Annotated in this window: 18 protein-coding genes, 3 tRNA genes and 1 riboswitch; of the genes, 12 read left to right on the top strand and 9 right to left on the bottom strand. The window is 66.1% G+C overall.

Features of this window, described 5'->3' with window-relative positions:
* Positions 1–7: 7 nt before the first annotated feature.
* From OU994_RS10230 to glyA, 8 genes are all read right to left on the bottom strand, one after another.
* On the bottom strand, positions 8–643 hold the full coding sequence (locus OU994_RS10230; protein ID WP_281610651.1) for a GspH/FimT family protein: 636 nt from the start codon (positions 641–643) through the stop codon (positions 8–10).
* A complete protein-coding gene (locus OU994_RS10225) occupies positions 571–1032 on the bottom strand; it encodes a type IV pilin protein (RefSeq protein ID WP_281610650.1) in 462 nt (153 codons plus the stop codon). Before OU994_RS10225 ends, OU994_RS10230 begins: the two co-directional genes overlap by 73 nt.
* Positions 1029–3266 carry a pilus assembly protein gene (locus tag OU994_RS10220; RefSeq protein ID WP_281610649.1) on the bottom strand — a complete coding sequence of 746 codons (2238 nt, stop codon included), beginning with the start codon at positions 3264–3266 and terminating at the stop codon, positions 1029–1031. Before OU994_RS10220 ends, OU994_RS10225 begins: the two co-directional genes overlap by 4 nt.
* 13 nt (positions 3267–3279) lie before the next feature.
* A complete protein-coding gene (locus OU994_RS10215; protein WP_281611612.1) occupies positions 3280–3852 on the bottom strand; it encodes a PilX N-terminal domain-containing pilus assembly protein in 573 nt (190 codons plus the stop codon).
* Positions 3853–3854: 2 nt separating this feature from the next.
* A complete protein-coding gene (locus OU994_RS10210) occupies positions 3855–4772 on the bottom strand; it encodes a PilW family protein (RefSeq protein ID WP_281610648.1) in 918 nt (305 codons plus the stop codon).
* Positions 4769–5308 (bottom strand): type IV pilus modification protein PilV, encoded by a 540-nt coding sequence (gene pilV / locus OU994_RS10205; RefSeq protein WP_281610647.1) that lies wholly within the window; start codon positions 5306–5308, stop codon positions 4769–4771. The genes OU994_RS10210 and pilV overlap by 4 nt, the downstream gene beginning before the upstream one ends.
* 347 nt (positions 5309–5655) lie before the next feature.
* On the bottom strand, positions 5656–6123 hold the full coding sequence (nrdR, locus tag OU994_RS10200; protein ID WP_131147001.1) for a transcriptional regulator NrdR: 468 nt from the start codon (positions 6121–6123) through the stop codon (positions 5656–5658).
* Positions 6124–6195: 72 nt separating this feature from the next.
* Positions 6196–7440, bottom strand: coding sequence for a serine hydroxymethyltransferase (glyA, locus tag OU994_RS10195; protein WP_131147002.1), 1245 nt, complete (start codon positions 7438–7440; stop codon positions 6196–6198).
* Between the two features lie 95 nt (positions 7441–7535).
* Positions 7536–7648, bottom strand: a riboswitch (ZMP/ZTP riboswitch).
* A 182-nt stretch (positions 7649–7830) separates the two neighbouring features.
* Here glyA and OU994_RS10190 point away from each other — a divergent pair.
* The 12 genes from OU994_RS10190 (at position 7831) to OU994_RS10135 (ending at position 15244) form a co-directional block, all read left to right on the top strand.
* Positions 7831–8580 (top strand): SDR family NAD(P)-dependent oxidoreductase, encoded by a 750-nt coding sequence (locus OU994_RS10190; RefSeq protein WP_131147003.1) that lies wholly within the window; start codon positions 7831–7833, stop codon positions 8578–8580.
* 177 nt (positions 8581–8757) lie between these two features.
* A complete protein-coding gene (gene ybgC, locus OU994_RS10185) occupies positions 8758–9165 on the top strand; it encodes a tol-pal system-associated acyl-CoA thioesterase (RefSeq protein ID WP_131147004.1) in 408 nt (135 codons plus the stop codon).
* A gap of 87 nt (positions 9166–9252) precedes the next feature.
* The gene (tolQ, locus tag OU994_RS10180; RefSeq protein ID WP_131147005.1) at positions 9253–9945 is read left to right on the top strand and encodes a protein TolQ; all 693 of its coding nucleotides are present in this window, start codon (positions 9253–9255) and stop codon (positions 9943–9945) included.
* A 9-nt stretch (positions 9946–9954) separates the two neighbouring features.
* The gene (locus tag OU994_RS10175) at positions 9955–10395 is read left to right on the top strand and encodes an ExbD/TolR family protein (RefSeq protein WP_229420469.1); all 441 of its coding nucleotides are present in this window, start codon (positions 9955–9957) and stop codon (positions 10393–10395) included.
* 3 nt (positions 10396–10398) lie between these two features.
* Complete coding sequence (gene tolA, locus OU994_RS10170) at positions 10399–11364, top strand: cell envelope integrity protein TolA (protein WP_281610646.1); 966 nt, start codon at positions 10399–10401, stop codon at positions 11362–11364.
* Between the two features lies 1 nt (position 11365).
* Positions 11366–12628 (top strand): Tol-Pal system beta propeller repeat protein TolB, encoded by a 1263-nt coding sequence (gene tolB, locus OU994_RS10165; protein ID WP_131147007.1) that lies wholly within the window; start codon positions 11366–11368, stop codon positions 12626–12628.
* Between the two features lie 42 nt (positions 12629–12670).
* On the top strand, positions 12671–13201 hold the full coding sequence (gene pal / locus OU994_RS10160) for a peptidoglycan-associated lipoprotein Pal (RefSeq protein ID WP_281610645.1): 531 nt from the start codon (positions 12671–12673) through the stop codon (positions 13199–13201).
* Positions 13202–13307: 106 nt separating this feature from the next.
* Positions 13308–14054 (top strand): tol-pal system protein YbgF, encoded by a 747-nt coding sequence (gene ybgF / locus OU994_RS10155; protein ID WP_131147009.1) that lies wholly within the window; start codon positions 13308–13310, stop codon positions 14052–14054.
* 120 nt (positions 14055–14174) lie between these two features.
* Positions 14175–14250, top strand: a tRNA-Lys gene (locus tag OU994_RS10150).
* Between the two features lie 35 nt (positions 14251–14285).
* Positions 14286–14361: transfer RNA gene (locus OU994_RS10145), tRNA-Lys, on the top strand.
* 52 nt (positions 14362–14413) lie between these two features.
* Positions 14414–14489: transfer RNA gene (locus OU994_RS10140), tRNA-Lys, on the top strand.
* Positions 14490–14785: 296 nt separating this feature from the next.
* Positions 14786–15244, top strand: coding sequence for a hypothetical protein (locus OU994_RS10135; RefSeq protein ID WP_281610644.1), 459 nt, complete (start codon positions 14786–14788; stop codon positions 15242–15244).
* Between the two features lie 71 nt (positions 15245–15315).
* Here the strand turns inward: OU994_RS10135 and OU994_RS10130 are convergent, their stop codons facing one another.
* A complete protein-coding gene (locus OU994_RS10130) occupies positions 15316–16236 on the bottom strand; it encodes a sulfurtransferase (RefSeq protein WP_281610643.1) in 921 nt (306 codons plus the stop codon).
* Positions 16237–16328 lie beyond the last annotated feature (92 nt).

Below are 16328 nucleotides of genomic sequence, written 5' to 3'. Positions count from 1 at the left end.
GCTGCCATCATTCGCCAGCCATGCCGCAGCCGGTTTCCACACCCGGGTCGCACAGCCGCGCGCGGCCCAGCATGTTGATCTTGATGTTGCGCCGTGTACGGCCGAGCTGCAGCGACAGCGTGCCCCAGTTGGCGGCCAGGCTGTTGCCCGCGCGGCAGGAACGGCCCGCACTATTATAGGCGACATACCAGGGTGGCGCAGCGTGCGTCAGCCGCGACCAGATGCGCAGCCCGTCGGGCGCCGGCCCGTGCTGGAACAGCACCGTTTCGCCCGGCCCGGGCCGCGCATCGCCATCGGTATCGGCGAACACGGTCCAGCCGTCGCGCCAGGCCGTGCCGGCCGGATCGGCGGGCGCGACGACGACGTTTTCGCCGCGGCCGATCGCCAGCGAGCGGGCCAGGTGCAGGGCCGCCAGCAGGTCGGCGGCGGCGGCGCGCACGGCATGGCGTTCCAGCATCGCGCGAAAGCCCGGGACCGCCGCGCCCAGCAGGATGGCGGCGACGGCGGCGGCGGCCAGCATTTCGACCAGCGTGAACGCGGCCGGGCGCGATGGCCGGCGGGCCGGCGGTGTCAGCGCCAGCAGCGGGTGGCCGGGCCGGTGGCCAGGTGCAGCCCGGTGCTGGTGAGGATCAACTGTTCGCATGAGGGGTCCCGATGGCTGGTGTCCACGCGCGCGGTGCCGGGCGTGGCGATGAGTTGCACGCAGTCGGCGATGGCTTCGCCATCGCAGGCCCGGCCTTCGATTTCGTAGGCGCTGCTGGCGGCGCTGGCGCCGGACCACCAGCGGAACAGCTGCGCCTCGGCCGCGTCGGTGCTGCCGGCACTGAAGGCAAGGTAGCGGTTGTTCTGCGTGAAGTAGCGCTCCTGCTGCTGCATCAGCGCCTGCAGTGCAACCTGCCCTTCGGTGCGCCGGGTGCGGGTGACATGCTGCTGGTAGCCGGGATAGGCCATCGCGGCCAGGATGCCGGCGACCGCTACCACGACCATCAGTTCGATCAGCGTGAAGCCTGCCCGATGCCCGCGCGCCGTCATGGCCGCTCCCCCTGCGTTGCCTTGCGATGCAACTGCCGCCAGTTCGCCACTTCGCGCCACGCCAGGCGCCCCGCCGGCCAGCCGGCGCTGCTGGTGCCACCGGCGACCGGCCCGCCTTGCGTACCGAACCGCACGACCGCCGTGTCGCGCGCGACCTGGATGCGCCCCGTCGGATCGCGCGGCGCAAGCGTGCGGCGCCCTGGCAGCAGCATGGGCGGTCCGTGGATCAGGTCGGACACCAGCACGCCCGTCACGCCACGCGGCAGCGGCGCGCCGCTGGCGTCCGCCGGCCAGCCAGCCAGCGCATCGAGCACGTAGGTGCGGCTGGCGCTGTCCGCGCAGGGATCGCCGCCGGGCACCACGGTGGCGAAGACCAGCTTGCCGTCGGCGATCGTGCCGGGCGCCACGCTGCGTTCGCCGGAGGTGGCGCCGTCGGCGAAGTCGAAGTACCAGCCCCTGGCCCGGTCCCCGGGGCCGACCGAAGCGGCGCGGCCGGACAGGATGACGTGGGCGCCGCCGGCCACGCCCTCGGCGCGCCGCTCCAGCAGGTCGGCACGGTCCAGCGGCCTGCCTGGCGTGGCGGCGGGATCGTCGTACACCGCGTAATACGACTGCGGCGCGAAGCGTGCCGGATCGCGCTCTTCCCTGCCATACAGGCTGCCGGTGCCGAACAGCACCAGGTAGCCGCCGCCTTCCGCGTGCACGATGCGCGGCGGCTGCGTGATCGGCTGCGGGCGCCCGTCCGCGTCGCGGGCCACGAAGACCGGCTGCATTGCCGGGTCGGTACGCCACGGCGCGTTGCGGGTGAAATCGAAGCGCCACAGCCTGCCCTGCAGGTCGCCCGCATACGCATGGCGCAGCACGTGGTGTGCGTCGGTGACGGGCGCCGCCGCGCCAAGGCCGGCGGGCAGCGCCGGATCGCCGGGCGGCGTGTCGAGGCGATGATAATTGCCGCCCAGGCGCCAGCGTTCGGCAGGCTGCTTGTCCAGCGCCAGCAGGAACAGCGCGCCGGCGGCACCACGGCCATTCATGCCATTGCCGGCCACGGCGAAGTGGCGGTACTCGGGCTTGCCATGGCGCGTGCGCAGCTGGAGCCGCGTCACCTGCGCCGGCTGCATCACGTGGCCGATGGCGGCATCGTCGCGCTCCGTGAACTCCCACAGGGCGCCCAGGCTCGCACTGGAAGCAGGATCGAAGGCGGCGGGGTCGGTGACGTCGAGCGCGAACAGTCCCCGGCCGCCGGCACCGGGCGCACCCACCAGCACGCTGCGCCACGCCCCGCGGACGAGGGCTTCGCCAGCCGCCAGCGGGCCATCGACGTATGCGCGATGCGTGTAGCCGGGCGCCGGCAGCTGGTTCAGCACCGGCACCAGCTTCGCCGGCACATAGGCGAAAAGTTCAGCGCCGGTGCCGGCATCGAACGCGTGCAGCATGCCATCGTTCGCGCCCAGGTAGACGGCGGGTGGACGCCGCAACGTGCCCGCCTGGAACGCCGCATAGGCGGCATCGCCATGCAGGTTCGCGCCGGCGGCGAGATACAGCGGCGTGGCGTGCACCGCGTCGCCCAGCAGGCCGGCCCTGGCGCGGAACGTGCCGCCCTCGAGTGTCCGGTCGACGCGCAGCCACGCCACGCGGTCCGGGCCGAGGCCATCGCCCGCGGTGCCGCCGGGCGGCCGGTCGAGCGCCTCCTGTTGCGAGGGCGACAACCACGCCCAATCGAACGGTACCGTCGTGCCGGCGCGCGGGCCGTCGCCGTGGCTCGTGAAGATCCGGCGCGCGGCCGGCGGCGTGGTCGCCAGCACCGCCGCGGCATCCCACAGTGGCGCCAGCAACCGGGCATCGCCATCCTCGCCCTGGACGAGCGGCAAACGGTGCAGCGTGCCACTGCCGGCCGCCAGGTCGTACGTGACGCGGAAGATGCCTGCATCCGATGGCGCGCCGTCCGTGCCTGTTCCTGATGGCGGTGGCGGTGCCGTAGGGATGGCCACGGGCGGGCCCTGCACCGTGCGATGAAGCTTGCACGCCAGGGCGGCCGGCTGGTCATCGAGCGCGACGGGCGGCGGGTGCGCGCTGCCCATCGGCAGGCCCACCGCGCAGCACAGCGCGAGGCCGGCGGCCACGGCCAGCGCCAGGTTCGGCGCCAGGCGCGGTGAAATACAGCCGCGGAGGTGGCGCCGGGATGGCGCACCAGGTCCACCGCGCGATGGCATGGCAACGCTGCTGGAGCTGCCCATCGGATCCTCCCGTTCAGTCGCCGGGCCGGCGCCAGGCGGACTGCAGCACCACCTGCACCCCTTCGCGATTGGCGAAGCCGATGGCCGTCACGCGGTAGTAATAGCGCGCCGCGGCGCCGGCTTCCTCGCCCGGGCGATGGTCGGGCCGCCGTTCGATGATGTAGCGCGGCCGCCGCATCGGCAGCGCGCCCTGGCCGGTCTGCATCGCCGCGCCCGTGAAGTGACCCAGGGCGACCGCCGCACCTTCGGCACCATCGGCCGCCAGGTCGACGGCTTGCCAGGCCGGCGCTTCATCCGGCCCGGCAGGCCCGCACAGGCCGAGCGCCGCGCCGCTGCCGCAGCCCGGCCCGAAATCGCCGGGTGCCGCCAACAATGCCGCCCGCTCGGGGCCGGCCTCTTCGATATCGCGTTCCGCATCCATCAGCGCATCCTCCGCAGCTTGCAGCGCCACCTGCCGGTCCCGCCCGGCGCGTGCCGCCTTTTCGCCCATCAATGCCATGCCCGCCGCCGTTGCCGCCAGCATCAGCACAGCCACCAGCATCACCAGGGTGACCACCAGCGCGACGCCCCCTTGCCGCCGGCGCATCGTCAAGGGCCCCGGTTGCGCAGCAGTACCGCCTGTTCGAACAGGCGCCGGGCACGCCATCGCCATGGTCCGGGCAGCGTGCTTTCGTCGATCACGGTGCCCGGGTCGTCCAGCCCGGCCGGAATGCCGAACAGGTGGTAGCGCACCGGCGGCGCGCCAGTGTGCGAATGAGCGTCGCCATGCAACAGCAAGGCCACCCGCACCACGGTGACGCGTTTCCAGTGCGTCTTGCGGCGCAGGTCCTGCGCCCGTTGCTGCGGCGTCGCACCGGCCAGCACCAGGGCCGCGTCGAGCGCGCGGATGCCGCTGGCGTTCAGGTAGCGGTTGGGAACGCCGTCCGCCGGCTGGTCCGTGTCGAGCCCGTACAAGACCTGGAACGAATCGACACCGCGCACGATCGCGTCGGCATTCCAGTTGCCCGACTGCGCGCGGTACTTGCAGCGCAATTCCGTTTCGCCATCGTCGGCGACGCCGACATAAAAGATGCTCCAGCCCGCTTCCCCGGCACCGATCGCGAAGCCGGCGCAATCGACCATGGAACCGTCGCCGCCGCCGGCGCCAAGCCCGCCGAAGTGCACGGCCAGCACGTCGCTGCCCTGCACGTTGCCGGCCACCAGCGCGCCATCGAGGCCGGGCGCCATGCGTGGCAGCGTGCGGGCATCCAGGCCGCCGATGCCGGCGTCGCCGTCCGCCGGCGGCACTCCGCTGTCGAGGTCGCTCCAGGCGGCCTGCCGCAGCGCCAGGCCGATCGATTCGAGCGCGTAACGGCCGCCGTCGTCGAGCCGCGTGCCGGCTGCCTGGTGGGTGAAATCGCGGTTCGCCAGCAGCAGCATCGCAGACGCCGCCAGCGCGACGAACAGGCCGAGCGCCATCGACACCAGCATTTCCGGCAGGCCGATGCCGGCTTGCCGCCCCTTCATGGCCGGACTCCCGCCACCGCGATCGCCACCCCGGGCACGGTGCCCCCGTCTTGTTCGGGCGTGCCATCCGGCCGCTTGCCGCGCCAGCCGACCTTGACGACGACCGGGTCACCCGCCGCGCCGCTGCACGCCCAGCGCAGCCTTCCCGCCACATACGGCTGCGCATCGCGGCAAACGCGGGCCCGGCCCGCCGGCAACGCGGCACGCACCTGCCGCGACAGTTCGTAGACATCCAGCCGGGCTATCTGCGCGGCATCGCATGGCTGGTCCCGGCAGGTATTGTCCGGCGCGGCCGGTACCGGTCCGGCATGGGCGTTGACATCAACGCCGAGGTAGATGGCGGGTACCAGCCCGGCATTGGCACGGATGCGGTCGGCCATCGCGGTGGCCATCTGGACCGAAGCCGACAGCAGCGCCGATTCGTGCCGCGTGCGCATCGCATGCAACTGCATGGCGGTGCCGCCGATCAGGCCCAGTGCGAGCACCAGGACCGCGATCAGCACTTCCAGCAAGGTGAACCCGGCAACCTGGCGCATCACGACCTCCTTCAGCTCTGCCGTACAAGTTAGGCGGTAGCGAACTGAAGCGGTTGAGCGCCCGCAAGAACAGGCCGGTCAGGTGAAGAATATCTGGAGGAATGTTGCGCAAAGGACTTGCAAGCGTTTGCAAGCCGTTGTCATGGCGCCGCGGTGGATTGCTCGTGACGGCAAGCGCCAGCGCGGGACGGTGAAACCGGAGGGATAGCGTGGGCCACGCCGATGAAACGGTGCCGGGGAAGCGATGCTGTGAAGCGATACTGGTAAAAGCGCTGGTGAAACGATACTGGTCAAAGCGCTGGCGAAACGATGCGAGCCCCCGCCGCCCCAGCTACTGCCCCAGCTACTTATTCCTGCCGCTTGCGCTCTTGCCCGGCCTCTTCGATCGCATCCTGGAATTCCGCGAGATCCTCGAAATTCTTGTAGACGGACGCGAAACGGATATACGCCACCTTGTCGAGCCGCTTCAGCTCGGCCATCACCAGTTCGCCGATATGGTTCGAATCGACTTCGCGCTTGCCGCTCGTCAGCAGTTTTTCGGCGATGGCCTTGACCGCGTCGTCCACCGCGGCGGCGGCCACCGGGCGCTTGCGCAGCGCGAGCATCAGGCTGCCGCGCAACTTGGCTTCCGCGTATTCGGTGCGGCTGCCATTCTTCTTGACCACGAACGGCATGGAAAGTTCAATCCGCTCGTAGGTCGTGAAGCGCTTGTCGCACTTGCCGCAGCGCCGCCGGCGCTTGATCGCATCCCCTTCCTCCGATACGCGGGTATCGAGGACGTGGATTTCATCGTGCTGGCAGAACGGACATTTCATGGCGGGACCGGGTGGAATCAAAAAAAGCGCCGGGCCTCGCAGCCCGGCGCCCCGATAGTAACAACGTGTCGATTACGCGTAAACCGGGTACTTGTCAGCCAGCACCTTGACGGCGGCTTTCACGCGCTCGATCGTGGCGGCATCCTGCGGATTGTCCAGCACGTCGGCGATCAGGTTGCCCACTTCTTCCGCTTCCGCTTCCTTGAAGCCGCGCGTGGTCATGGCCGGGCTGCCCAGGCGGATGCCGGACGTGACGAACGGCTTTTGCGGGTCGTTCGGGATGCCGTTCTTGTTGCAGGTGATGTGGGCCGAACCCAGGATCGCCTCGGCTTCCTTGCCGGTCAGGTTCTTGGCGCGCAGGTCCACCAGGAACACGTGCGACTCGGTACCGCCGGAAACGATGCGCAGGCCGCGCTTGATCAGCGTTTTCGCCAGCACGTCGGCGTTCTTCACCACCTGCTGCTGGTAGGCCTTGAATTCTTCGGACTGGGCTTCCTTGAAGGCCACGGCCTTGCCAGCGATGACGTGCATCAGCGGGCCGCCCTGGATGCCGGGGAAGATCGCCGAGTTGATGATCTTCTCGTGTTCGGCCTTCATCAGGATGATGCCGCCGCGCGGGCCGCGCAGCGACTTGTGCGTGGTGGATGTGACGAAGTCGGCGTGCGGCACCGGGTTCGGGTACAGGCCGGCGGCGATCAGGCCGGCGTAGTGGGCCATGTCCACCATGAAGTAGGCACCGACCGCCTTGGCCACGGCGGCGAAGCGTTCGAAGTCGATCTTCTTCGAGAAGGCCGACGCGCCGGCGATGATCAGCTTCGGCTTGTGCTCGTGGGCCAGCTTTTCCATGGCTGCGTAGTCGATGTCTTCCTCGGCGGTCAGGCCGTACGACACCACGTTGAACCATTTGCCGGACATGTTCAGGCCCATGCCGTGCGTCAGGTGGCCGCCTTCGGCCAGCGACATGCCCATGATCGTGTCGCCCGGCTTCAGCACGGCGAAGAACACGCCCTGGTTCGCCTGCGAGCCGGAATTCGGCTGCACGTTGGCCGCTTCGGCGCCGAACAGCTGCTTCACGCGGTCGATCGCCAGTTGCTCGACGACGTCGACGTATTCGCAGCCGCCGTAGTAGCGTTTGCCCGGGTAGCCTTCCGCATACTTGTTCGTCAGCTGCGAGCCCTGCGCTTCCATCACCGCCGGCGACGTGTAGTTCTCCGATGCGATCAGTTCGATGTGGTCGTGCTGGCGCTTGTTCTCGTTCTGGATGGCGCCGAACAGTTCCGGGTCGATGGCGGCGAGGGTGTGATCTTTTGCGAACATGAAATTACTCCGATTAGGACTGGCAGATAGGATCGAATGACGAAGGCCGGGTAAGCGAAGGCAGCCCGGTCGCACGTACACTCGCGCGATTCCATCGTGGCTGCCCAGGCGAACGGCGTTGTGACATCTCACGTTCCCCGGTGGATCCCCACCTTTCGCCCGCGGTGCCGGTGGCGCCGCTGGCTTTTCGCCAGTTACGTGAGACATAAATGGAGCCAAGATTGTATGTGATGTACTGTGCAAGAGCAAGGAAGCGTGCCGCGCCAGGCGTCCCGCGCCATTGGTAGCGCGACCACAATGCTGTCGCTTCGGCTACAATCGGGGGTTGACCGGCTTCGCCGGACCGTTTTGACCAAATCCCGCCAACAATCGCAACCTCGAGGAAAGCACATGATCGTCTTCATCACCGGCGCTACCGCCGGTTTCGGCGCCGCGATGGCGCGCATCTTTGCCACCAACGGCCACCGCGTGCTGATTTCCGGCCGCCGCGAAGACCGGCTGGAAGCGCTGGCCGGCGAACTGGGGCCGAACGTGCGCGCCGTGCCGCTGGACGTGACCGACAAGGCGGCCATCCACGCGGCACTGGCGGCGCTGCCGGCCGATTGGCGCGACATCGACGTGCTGATCAACAATGCCGGGCTGGCGCTGGGCATCCGTCCGGCGCACGAAGCAGCGCTGGAAGACTGGGAAACCATGATCGCCACCAACTGCACCGGCCTGGTCACGATGACCCGTGCCGTCCTGCCGGGCATGGTGGAACGCAATAGCGGGCTGGTCATCAACCTGGGCTCGGTGGCCGGCCGCTTCCCCTACCCCGGCGGCAATGTCTATGGCGCTACCAAGGCCTTCGTCGACCAGTTCACGCTGAACCTGCGCTCGGACCTGGTGGGCACCGGCGTGCGCGCCACCAATATCGCGCCGGGCCTGTGCGGCGGCACCGAATTCTCGAACGTGCGCCTGAAGGGCGACGATGCCGCGGCGGCGAAAGTGTACGAAGGCACCACGCCGTTGACGGCGGAAGACATCGCCGCCACCGCGTACTGGATCGCCACCCTGCCGCCGCATGTCAACATCAACATGATCGAGCTGATGCCGACCTGCCAGGCGGCGGGACCGCTGGCGGTCAAGCGCGCCGGCTGACGGTTGCTCCGCCGTGCATTGCCCAGGCGAATCATTCGTAAGCGATTGTTACAAGTATTGGTCGTTTGCAGGGGATTTGTTTAACTGCCCAGCTTGACATGCTGTCAGCAAACTTTTGGCAACGTTGTGTGCTAAATGACGTAGAATGTTGCCTAATAACACTTGTAACAAATGATCATGCCATCAGAGTTCACCTGGGAAGTCCGTGTCTATTACGAGGATACGGACGCGGGCGGCATCGTTTATTACGCGAATTACCTGAAGTTCTTCGAACGTGCGCGTACCGAATGGCTGCGTGCGATCGGCGTTGGCCAGCAGGCGCTGCTGGAAGCCCATGATGCGATGTTCGTGGTGAAGAACGTGAGCGCGGACTATCATGCGCCGGCCAAACTGGACGATGCCCTAGAATTAACACTAGTTATCGAGAAGCTTGGCCGTGCCTCCATCGTGTTCCGGCAGCAGGCATGGCGTGGCACGACCTTGCTCAACACGGCGCTGGTCAAGATCGGCTGCGTCGATTCCGCGCTGCGTCCCCGCGCCGTGCCCGACGAAGTGGCCGAGCGCATGCGTGCCTATGTAGCGTAGCGCCAGCCGGGCAGCGTCACCGATGGGCAGGCGGATGCCACCGCCAGCATGACCCTTTGCCGTACTTACATTCTAACTAATTCATAAATGAACGGTTCCCAAGATCTTTCCTTCATCGCCCTCATCTCCAACGCCCACCTGATCGTCCAGCTGATCATGGCGTTGCTGCTCGGCCTCTCGATCGTCAGCTGGACCTACATTTTCAAGAAATGGTTCGACGTGCGCGCCGCGCGCCGCCTGACGATCGACTTCGAGAAAACCTTCTGGGCCGGCGGCAACCTGCACCAGCTGTACCAGGCCGCCGGCAGCAACCGCGCCAACAATGGCGCGCTGTCGCGCATCTTCGAAGCGGGCATGGGCGAGTTCATCAAGGGCAAGCAGGCCGTGGCGGCCAACCGTGAAACGTTCGATGGCGGCGCGCTGCTCGACGGCGCTCGCCGCGCGATGCGCGCCGCGTTCCAGCGCGAGATGGATGTGCTCGAATCGCACCTGGCGTTCCTGGCGTCGGTCGGTTCCGTCTCGCCGTATATCGGCCTGCTGGGCACCGTGTGGGGCATCATGAACGCCTTCCGCGGCCTGGCCAACGTGCAGCAGGCCACGCTGTCGGCCGTGGCGCCCGGCATCGCCGAAGCACTGATCGCCACCGCGATCGGCCTGTTCGCGGCAATCCCGGCCGTGGTGGCCTACAACCGTTTTTCGCACGACATCGACCGCCTGGCGATCCGCTTTGAAAGCTTCGTCGAGGAATTCTCCAACATCCTGCAGCGCCAGTCGCGATAGGGGTCCATCATGGCGTCTTCCTTCAACAGTGGCAGCATGCGTGGCGGCCGCGGCCGCAAGCTGAAGTCCGAGATCAACGTCGTGCCGTACATCGACGTGATGCTCTGCCTGCTGATCATCTTCATGGTGATGCCGAGCTCGAACAACCCCAGTTCGATCGACCTGCCGCATGCGGAAAAATCGGTGCGCCCGCCGGATGCGTACATCCAGGTCACGATCAAGCCCAATGGTGCGCTGTCGATCGGCATCGCGGGCAAGAATGCCGATGCGCCCGAGACGGCGCCGAACCGCGATGCGCTGGTGCGCAAGCTGGCGGCGCTGCACGAGGAAAATCCCGACTATCCGGTCCTGATCGCGGGCGACAAGGAAAGCAAGTACGACGACGTGATACAGCTGATTTCCGAAGCGAAAAAGATGGGCATCAACCGCGTCGGTCTGGCGACGAAGTAAGGCATGGCGACGAGTGAAGCAAACAAGGGTGGCCCGTACCGGGTCCCCCGGCATGACAGCGGCTGGCGCGCGTTCGGTCTCGCGCTGGCCACGCACGCGCTGCTGTTCCTGTTCCTGTGGGGTGGCATCAACTGGCAGAGTTCGGAACCGGTGGCCGTGGAAGCGGAAGTGTGGGACTTGACGACGCAGCAGGCCGCTCCGCCGCCGCCGCCCGCCGAGGCACCGGAGCCGGAACCGGAGCCGCGGCCCGAGCCGGAACCGGCGCCGCCGCCGCCCGCCCCTGCCCCGCCGCCGCCGCGTGAAGTAACGCCACCGAAGCCCGATCCCGAGATCGCGCTGCGGAAGGAACGCGAGAAGAAAAAGAAGGAAGAGGAAAAGCGCATCGCCGAGGAAAAGGAAGAGCTGCGCAAGCAGAAGCTCGCCGATGATCGCAAGCTCGCCGAGCAGAAGAAGAAGGAAGACGACAGGAAAAAACGCGAGGAAGAAGAAAAGGAACGCCGCCTCGCCGAGGAAAAAGCCGAGAAGAAAAAAGAAGACGACGCCAAGAAGAAGCAACTGGCCGACAAGAAGGCCGCGGAAAGGAAAGATGCCGACCGCATCGCCAAGCTGCGCGCCGAGGAAATGCGGCGCATCACGGGCGCGGCGGGCGGCAGTTCGGGCACGGCCGAGAAATCGACCGCGCCGCGCCTGGACAGTGGCTACGTGGCCGCGATCACGGCCAAGATCAAGAGCAACATCAGCTACGCGGGCAGCCAGGACGTTCCCGGCAATCCGCGCGCCGAGTTCAAGATCACGCAATTGCCGACTGGGGAAATCGTTTCGGTCCGAAAGATCAAGAGCAGCGGAATTCCCGCCTACGATGCCGCCGTGGAGAACGCGATTTCCAAATCGTCGCCTCTGCCGAAAAAGAAAGACGGCACGGTCGAGCGGGATATCAACGCGACGTTTAATTTGAAAGACTTGCCTTGACATGAAAAAACTACCTACCTTGTTCCTCACCGCTGGCATGCTGGCCAGCCTGGGCGCCCAGGCGCAGTTGCGCGTGGAAATCTCCGGCGTCGGCAGCAACCAGATCCCCGTGGCCGTGGCCGCCTTCGTCGACGAAGGCCAGTCGCCGACGCAGATTTCCAAGGTCATCAAGACCGACCTGGAACGCAGCGGCGCCTTCAAGGTGATCGATGCCGGCACGATTACCGACGTGAACAGCGTCGACGCCTCGTCATACAAGGCGCGCGGCGCCGATGCGCTGGTGGTGGGCACCGTGCAGAAGCAGCCGAACGGCACGTACGACGTGCGCTACAAGCTCATGTCGACCATCCAGAACACGAAGATCTCGCAACTGGACCAGCAGGCCCCGGCGCAATTCACCCGCCTGTCGGCCCACAAGATCGCCGACGACGTCTACGAGAAACTGACCGGCGTGCGCGGCATCTTCGCCACCCGCATCGCCTATGTGACCCAGCAGGGCCGCTCGTACCGCCTGGAAGTGGCCGACGCGGATGGCGAAAACGTGCAGCTGGCCCTGTCGTCGAACGAGCCCATCATTTCGCCGTCGTGGTCGCCCGACGGCACCAGGGTGGCCTACGTGTCGTTCGAACAGAAAAAGCCCGTCATCTACGTGCAAAACCTGATCACGCGCCAGCGCACCGTGATCGCCAACGAACGCGGCAGCAATTCGGCCCCTTCCTGGTCGCCCGATGGCAGCCGCATCGCCCTGGCCTTGTCGAAGACCGGCAACACGCAGGTATACATCGCCAACAGCAGCGGCGGCGGCATCCGCCGCATCTCCAACAGCAGCGGCATCGATACCGAACCGCAGTTCTCCGCCGATGGCCAGCAGATCTACTTCACCAGCGACCGCAGCGGCGGCCCGCAGATCTACCGGATGAGCGTAAACGGCGGCGAAGCGCAGCGCGTGACCTTCAACGGCAGCTACAACATCAGCCCGCGCATTTCCTCCGATGGAAAGACGCTGGCTTATATTTCCCGGCGCAACGGCAACTTCCAGCTCTATGTATTGGATCTGGCAAGCGGCCAGGAGCAACGTTTGTCGGATAACACCAACGACCAGGCCCCCAGCTTCGCTCCGAACGGCAAGTACATCCTGTACTCGACCGAATCGGGCGGGCGCAAGGCCCTGGCGGTGGTGTCGGTGGACGGCCGGGTCAAGCAACGCCTGACCATTCAGGCCGGCGCAATAAAGGAACCCACCTGGGGTCCTTTCATGAAGTAAAACAGGCAGTAAAGACCTTTCACAATGACCAGGAGAATCAACATGCGTAACGTAAAAAGCATCGCCTTCATCATCAGCAGCGCCGCCCTGCTGGCAGCTTGCTCGAGCCCCGTCAAGGTTTCCGAGCCGGCACCCGTAGTGGAAAGCAAGCCGGCCGAAGCGCCTGCCGCAGCCCAGGATACCCGCGCCGTGGCACCGGTCGAAACCAAGTCGATCGACCCGCTGGACGATCCGCAAGGCGTGCTGGCCCAGCGCAGCGTGTACTTCGACTTCGACAGCTACGCCGTGCGTGAAGATGGCAAGGCCGTCGTGACGAACCACTCCGACTACCTGACCAAGAACACCGGCCGCAACATCCTGATCCAGGGCAACACCGACGAACGCGGCGGCGCCGAATACAACCTGGCCCTGGGCCAGAAGCGTGCCGAAGCCGTGAAGCGCTCGATGGTCGCGCTGGGCGTGTCCGACGGCCAGATCGAAGCCGTTTCGCTGGGCAAGGAAAAGCCGAAAGCCACCGGCAGCAACGAAGAAGCGTGGGCACAGAACCGCCGCGCCGACATCGTGTACAAGTAATAGCGGAAGCGATACCTGAGCCACGAGCCGGCTCACGTGTGGACGGGGCAGCGCGCAGGGTTATACTGCGCGCTGCCCCGTTTTTTTCATTGAAAGCGTTTAGAACATGATCAAATTCGCCAAGACGGCCGTTGCGCTGGCCGTTGCCACGCTGTCCCTGCACGCTTCCGCCGGCGTCTTCGATGACGACGAAGCACGCCGCGCGATCCTCGACCTGCGCGCCAAGGTGGAAGCGCTGACGAAAGAACTCAACAGCCGACTCGACACGAAGGCGGACAAGACGTCGACGCTGGACCTGATCGCCCAGCATGACCAGACGATGCAGGAGATCGCCCGCCTCCGCGGCCAGGTCGAAGTCCTGCAGAACGAGATCGAAGTCACCGCGAAGCGCCAGAAGGACCTGTACGCCGACATCGACAAGCGCCTGCGCGCGCTGGAGCCGCGCCAGGTGGAAATCGACGGCCAGACGGCATCGGTCGACCAGGCCGAGCAGAATGCCCATGACGCGGCCATGCAGCTGTTCAAGGAAGAAAACTACGAAGGCGCGGCCACGGCGCTGCAGAACTTCGTACGCCGCTTCCCCGGCTCGCCGTACGCGGCCAACGCGCAGTACATGCTGGGCAGCGCCTACTACCTGCAGCGCGACTGCAAGGCCGCCATCGTGGCCCAGCAGGCCGTGGTGAAGAACTACCCGGACAGCCCGAAGGCGGCCGACGCGATGCTGAACATCGCCAGCTGCCAGGCCGAGCTGAAAGCCGTCAACAACGCCAAGAAGACGCTGAACGAGCTGATCAAGGCCTACCCCAACTCGGCCGCCGCGCGGACCGCCAAGGAGCGCCTGGGCGCCAAGTAAGCCTTCGCCTGGCCGGGCCCGCTTCCCCCGATGGGGGGCCGGCCGTTCGCAGCATAATTCGATGCTCCTAAGCATTTGACAGGAACAGCCGGGCCATCCTATAATCCCGCTTCTTTCGGAGGGTCGTTAGCTCAGCTGGTAGAGCAGCGGACTTTTAATCCGTTGGTCGCAGGTTCGAATCCCGCACGGCCTACCACTCGAAGGAAACAGCAGCATCGTCAGTCTTGCAGGGGGTCGTTAGCTCAGCTGGTAGAGCAGCGGACTTTTAATCCGTTGGTCGCAGGTTCGAATCCCGCACGGCCTACCACTTGCAGGATGTTGCGTTGTTTGCGTTGTGTTGTTGAATTCGGTTTTACCTTGGGTCGTTAGCTCAGCTGGTAGAGCAGCGGACTTTTAATCCGTTGGTCGCAGGTTCGAATCCCGCACGGCCTACCAAGAATCCTCGAAGAAGCCCACGAATTCCGGTTCGTGGGCTTTTTTGTTTTCCGGCCCCCTGTGCCCGGTTCGGAAGACCTTCCGCCGCTTCCCCGCTCTCATGGTCAACGGACTTTTCACATCTTGCGCTCATTCCGCGTGAACCCAGGTAGTCTCGTTGAACACCTTTGACGGGAGTTTACGATGCCGCGATCCGACGAAGAAGTATTCGATAACGCCGTTGCATGACTGCAGGCGCGTTCGTCGGAGGCGCCCTGGCGGCCTTCGGTGCGGGCTTCATCTGGTAAGGCGCGCCTGTGAGATTACTCCAACCTCGCGAATTTTCAGCACGGCTGGCATCTCCGTACACGGAGTCGGCGCTGGCATCTTCTGAACTGGTGTTGAACGGTCAGCCCACCGGCGTGATCATGACTGGAGCGATCCTGCAAGCGGCCATCGGATGGAACGGCTTCCGCATAGCGTTCTTCACCGATGACATTGCCTTCGAAGATACGCTGCGCATCTATATGCTCAGTGCCGACATGGTGCTGGTCGATGCCGCCGAGCTCGGTGTGATCTACTCCACCGGCGTATTTGCCGACTTGCGCCTGCACTTGCCCGATGCCGTGACGTTTCATTTTTTCGCCGACACCGAATGGCGTCTTGTACTACTTAAAAGCCCGGAATTTGCTTTTCCCTTCGTTTCCGATCCGACTGGGGTATCCCGGAAACTCAAGTTTTCGCGGCATTTCCGGATCGAAGCCAGACCTGTCTGAATGGCTGCAGGGAGTGCCGGCGCAGGCGCCGACGCTGAGCTGGCGTTTCATCCAATTGACCCGGGTGCAGGTCAGCCCATTCCCGCCATACACCGTTTCCCGCCAGCCGCTTCATTACTCCACTCCAGCCACCCGCCGTCATACACGGCGATATCGTCCCACCCCATCAGCCACGCGTAGAAGAACGCCATCGATGCGCGCCAGCCGGTGCCGCAATAGAAGGCGATCCGCTTGTCGGGCGTGATGCCGTTCCGAGCCCACATCGCGGCGATCTCGCCGGCCGGCCGCATGGTGCCATCGGCAAGGTGGTACGCGCTCATGCTGTTGACGTCGCCGTCGTCGCCCGCCCTGCCCCACCGCGCGCCGGGGATGTCGCCCCGCGCGGCGATGTAGCTGTAGCCCGAGACCTTGCCGAGGAATTCGGCTTCGCTGCGGATGCTGGCCAGCGCCGCGTCCGGCCGCGCCAGCAAGGCGCGCGCCGCCGCCATGTCGACGACATATTCCGGATGGGCGGGGAACGGCGCGCCGAAGTCGGTTGCGGCGCCGGATGGCCGCGCCGGCCCCCTTTCGCAAGGGTACCCGCCGGCCAGCCAGGCGGCGAATCCGCCATCGAGCAGCCGCACGTCGGCCACGCCCGCGTACAGCAGCAGGTGCGCCACGCGCGCCGCCGCCAGGTTGTTGCGGCCATACAGGATCACCGTCGTATCGTGCCGGATGCCATGTGCGAGGAGCACCCGCAGCAACGCGTCATCCGCCACCCTGTTCCACAAGGAGCCACCTTCGATCTCGGCGGTATCCAGGTAAGCCGCGCCGGGGATGTGCGCCGCGGCGAAGCGGTGCGCCGTGCCGCAACCGGCTTCGACAACGCGCCACCGCGATGCCACTGCGCCATCCGCGATCCGGGCGGCGAGCGCCGTGGCGCCGACCAGCTGCCGGTCGCGGACCAGCCCGGCATCGGGACGGCTTTCAAGTGGATAGTGGTTACTGTTCAAGACGGTTGCTGGAGCGGCCGCAAGCGCGCGCCCGAAAAAGAAACCGGCCATTGTATCGCGGCGCAACCATTGTTCGCGATCTGGCGATATCG

The organism is Pseudoduganella sp. SL102 (assembly GCF_027856995.1).
In the GTDB taxonomy this organism is placed as follows: domain Bacteria; phylum Pseudomonadota; class Gammaproteobacteria; order Burkholderiales; family Burkholderiaceae_D; genus Rugamonas; species Rugamonas albidiflava.
This window is presented reverse-complemented; position numbering and strand designations above follow the sequence as displayed.

Coding starts and splice junctions, on each gene's coding strand:
- OU994_RS10230 (WP_281610651.1), bottom strand. CDS start 643: ATGCGAACAGTTGATCCTCACCAGCACCGGGCTGCACCTGGCCACCGG.
- OU994_RS10225 (WP_281610650.1), bottom strand. CDS start 1,032: ATGACGGCGCGCGGGCATCGGGCAGGCTTCACGCTGATCGAACTGATG.
- OU994_RS10220 (WP_281610649.1), bottom strand. CDS start 3,266: ATGGGCAGCTCCAGCAGCGTTGCCATGCCATCGCGCGGTGGACCTGGT.
- OU994_RS10215 (WP_281611612.1), bottom strand. CDS start 3,852: ATGCGCCGGCGGCAAGGGGGCGTCGCGCTGGTGGTCACCCTGGTGATG.
- OU994_RS10210 (WP_281610648.1), bottom strand. CDS start 4,772: ATGAAGGGGCGGCAAGCCGGCATCGGCCTGCCGGAAATGCTGGTGTCG.
- pilV (WP_281610647.1), bottom strand. CDS start 5,308: ATGCGCCAGGTTGCCGGGTTCACCTTGCTGGAAGTGCTGATCGCGGTC.
- nrdR (WP_131147001.1), bottom strand. CDS start 6,123: ATGAAATGTCCGTTCTGCCAGCACGATGAAATCCACGTCCTCGATACC.
- glyA (WP_131147002.1), bottom strand. CDS start 7,440: ATGTTCGCAAAAGATCACACCCTCGCCGCCATCGACCCGGAACTGTTC.
- OU994_RS10190 (WP_131147003.1), top strand. CDS start 7,831: ATGATCGTCTTCATCACCGGCGCTACCGCCGGTTTCGGCGCCGCGATG.
- ybgC (WP_131147004.1), top strand. CDS start 8,758: ATGCCATCAGAGTTCACCTGGGAAGTCCGTGTCTATTACGAGGATACG.
- tolQ (WP_131147005.1), top strand. CDS start 9,253: ATGAACGGTTCCCAAGATCTTTCCTTCATCGCCCTCATCTCCAACGCC.
- OU994_RS10175 (WP_229420469.1), top strand. CDS start 9,955: ATGGCGTCTTCCTTCAACAGTGGCAGCATGCGTGGCGGCCGCGGCCGC.
- tolA (WP_281610646.1), top strand. CDS start 10,399: ATGGCGACGAGTGAAGCAAACAAGGGTGGCCCGTACCGGGTCCCCCGG.
- tolB (WP_131147007.1), top strand. CDS start 11,366: ATGAAAAAACTACCTACCTTGTTCCTCACCGCTGGCATGCTGGCCAGC.
- pal (WP_281610645.1), top strand. CDS start 12,671: ATGCGTAACGTAAAAAGCATCGCCTTCATCATCAGCAGCGCCGCCCTG.
- ybgF (WP_131147009.1), top strand. CDS start 13,308: ATGATCAAATTCGCCAAGACGGCCGTTGCGCTGGCCGTTGCCACGCTG.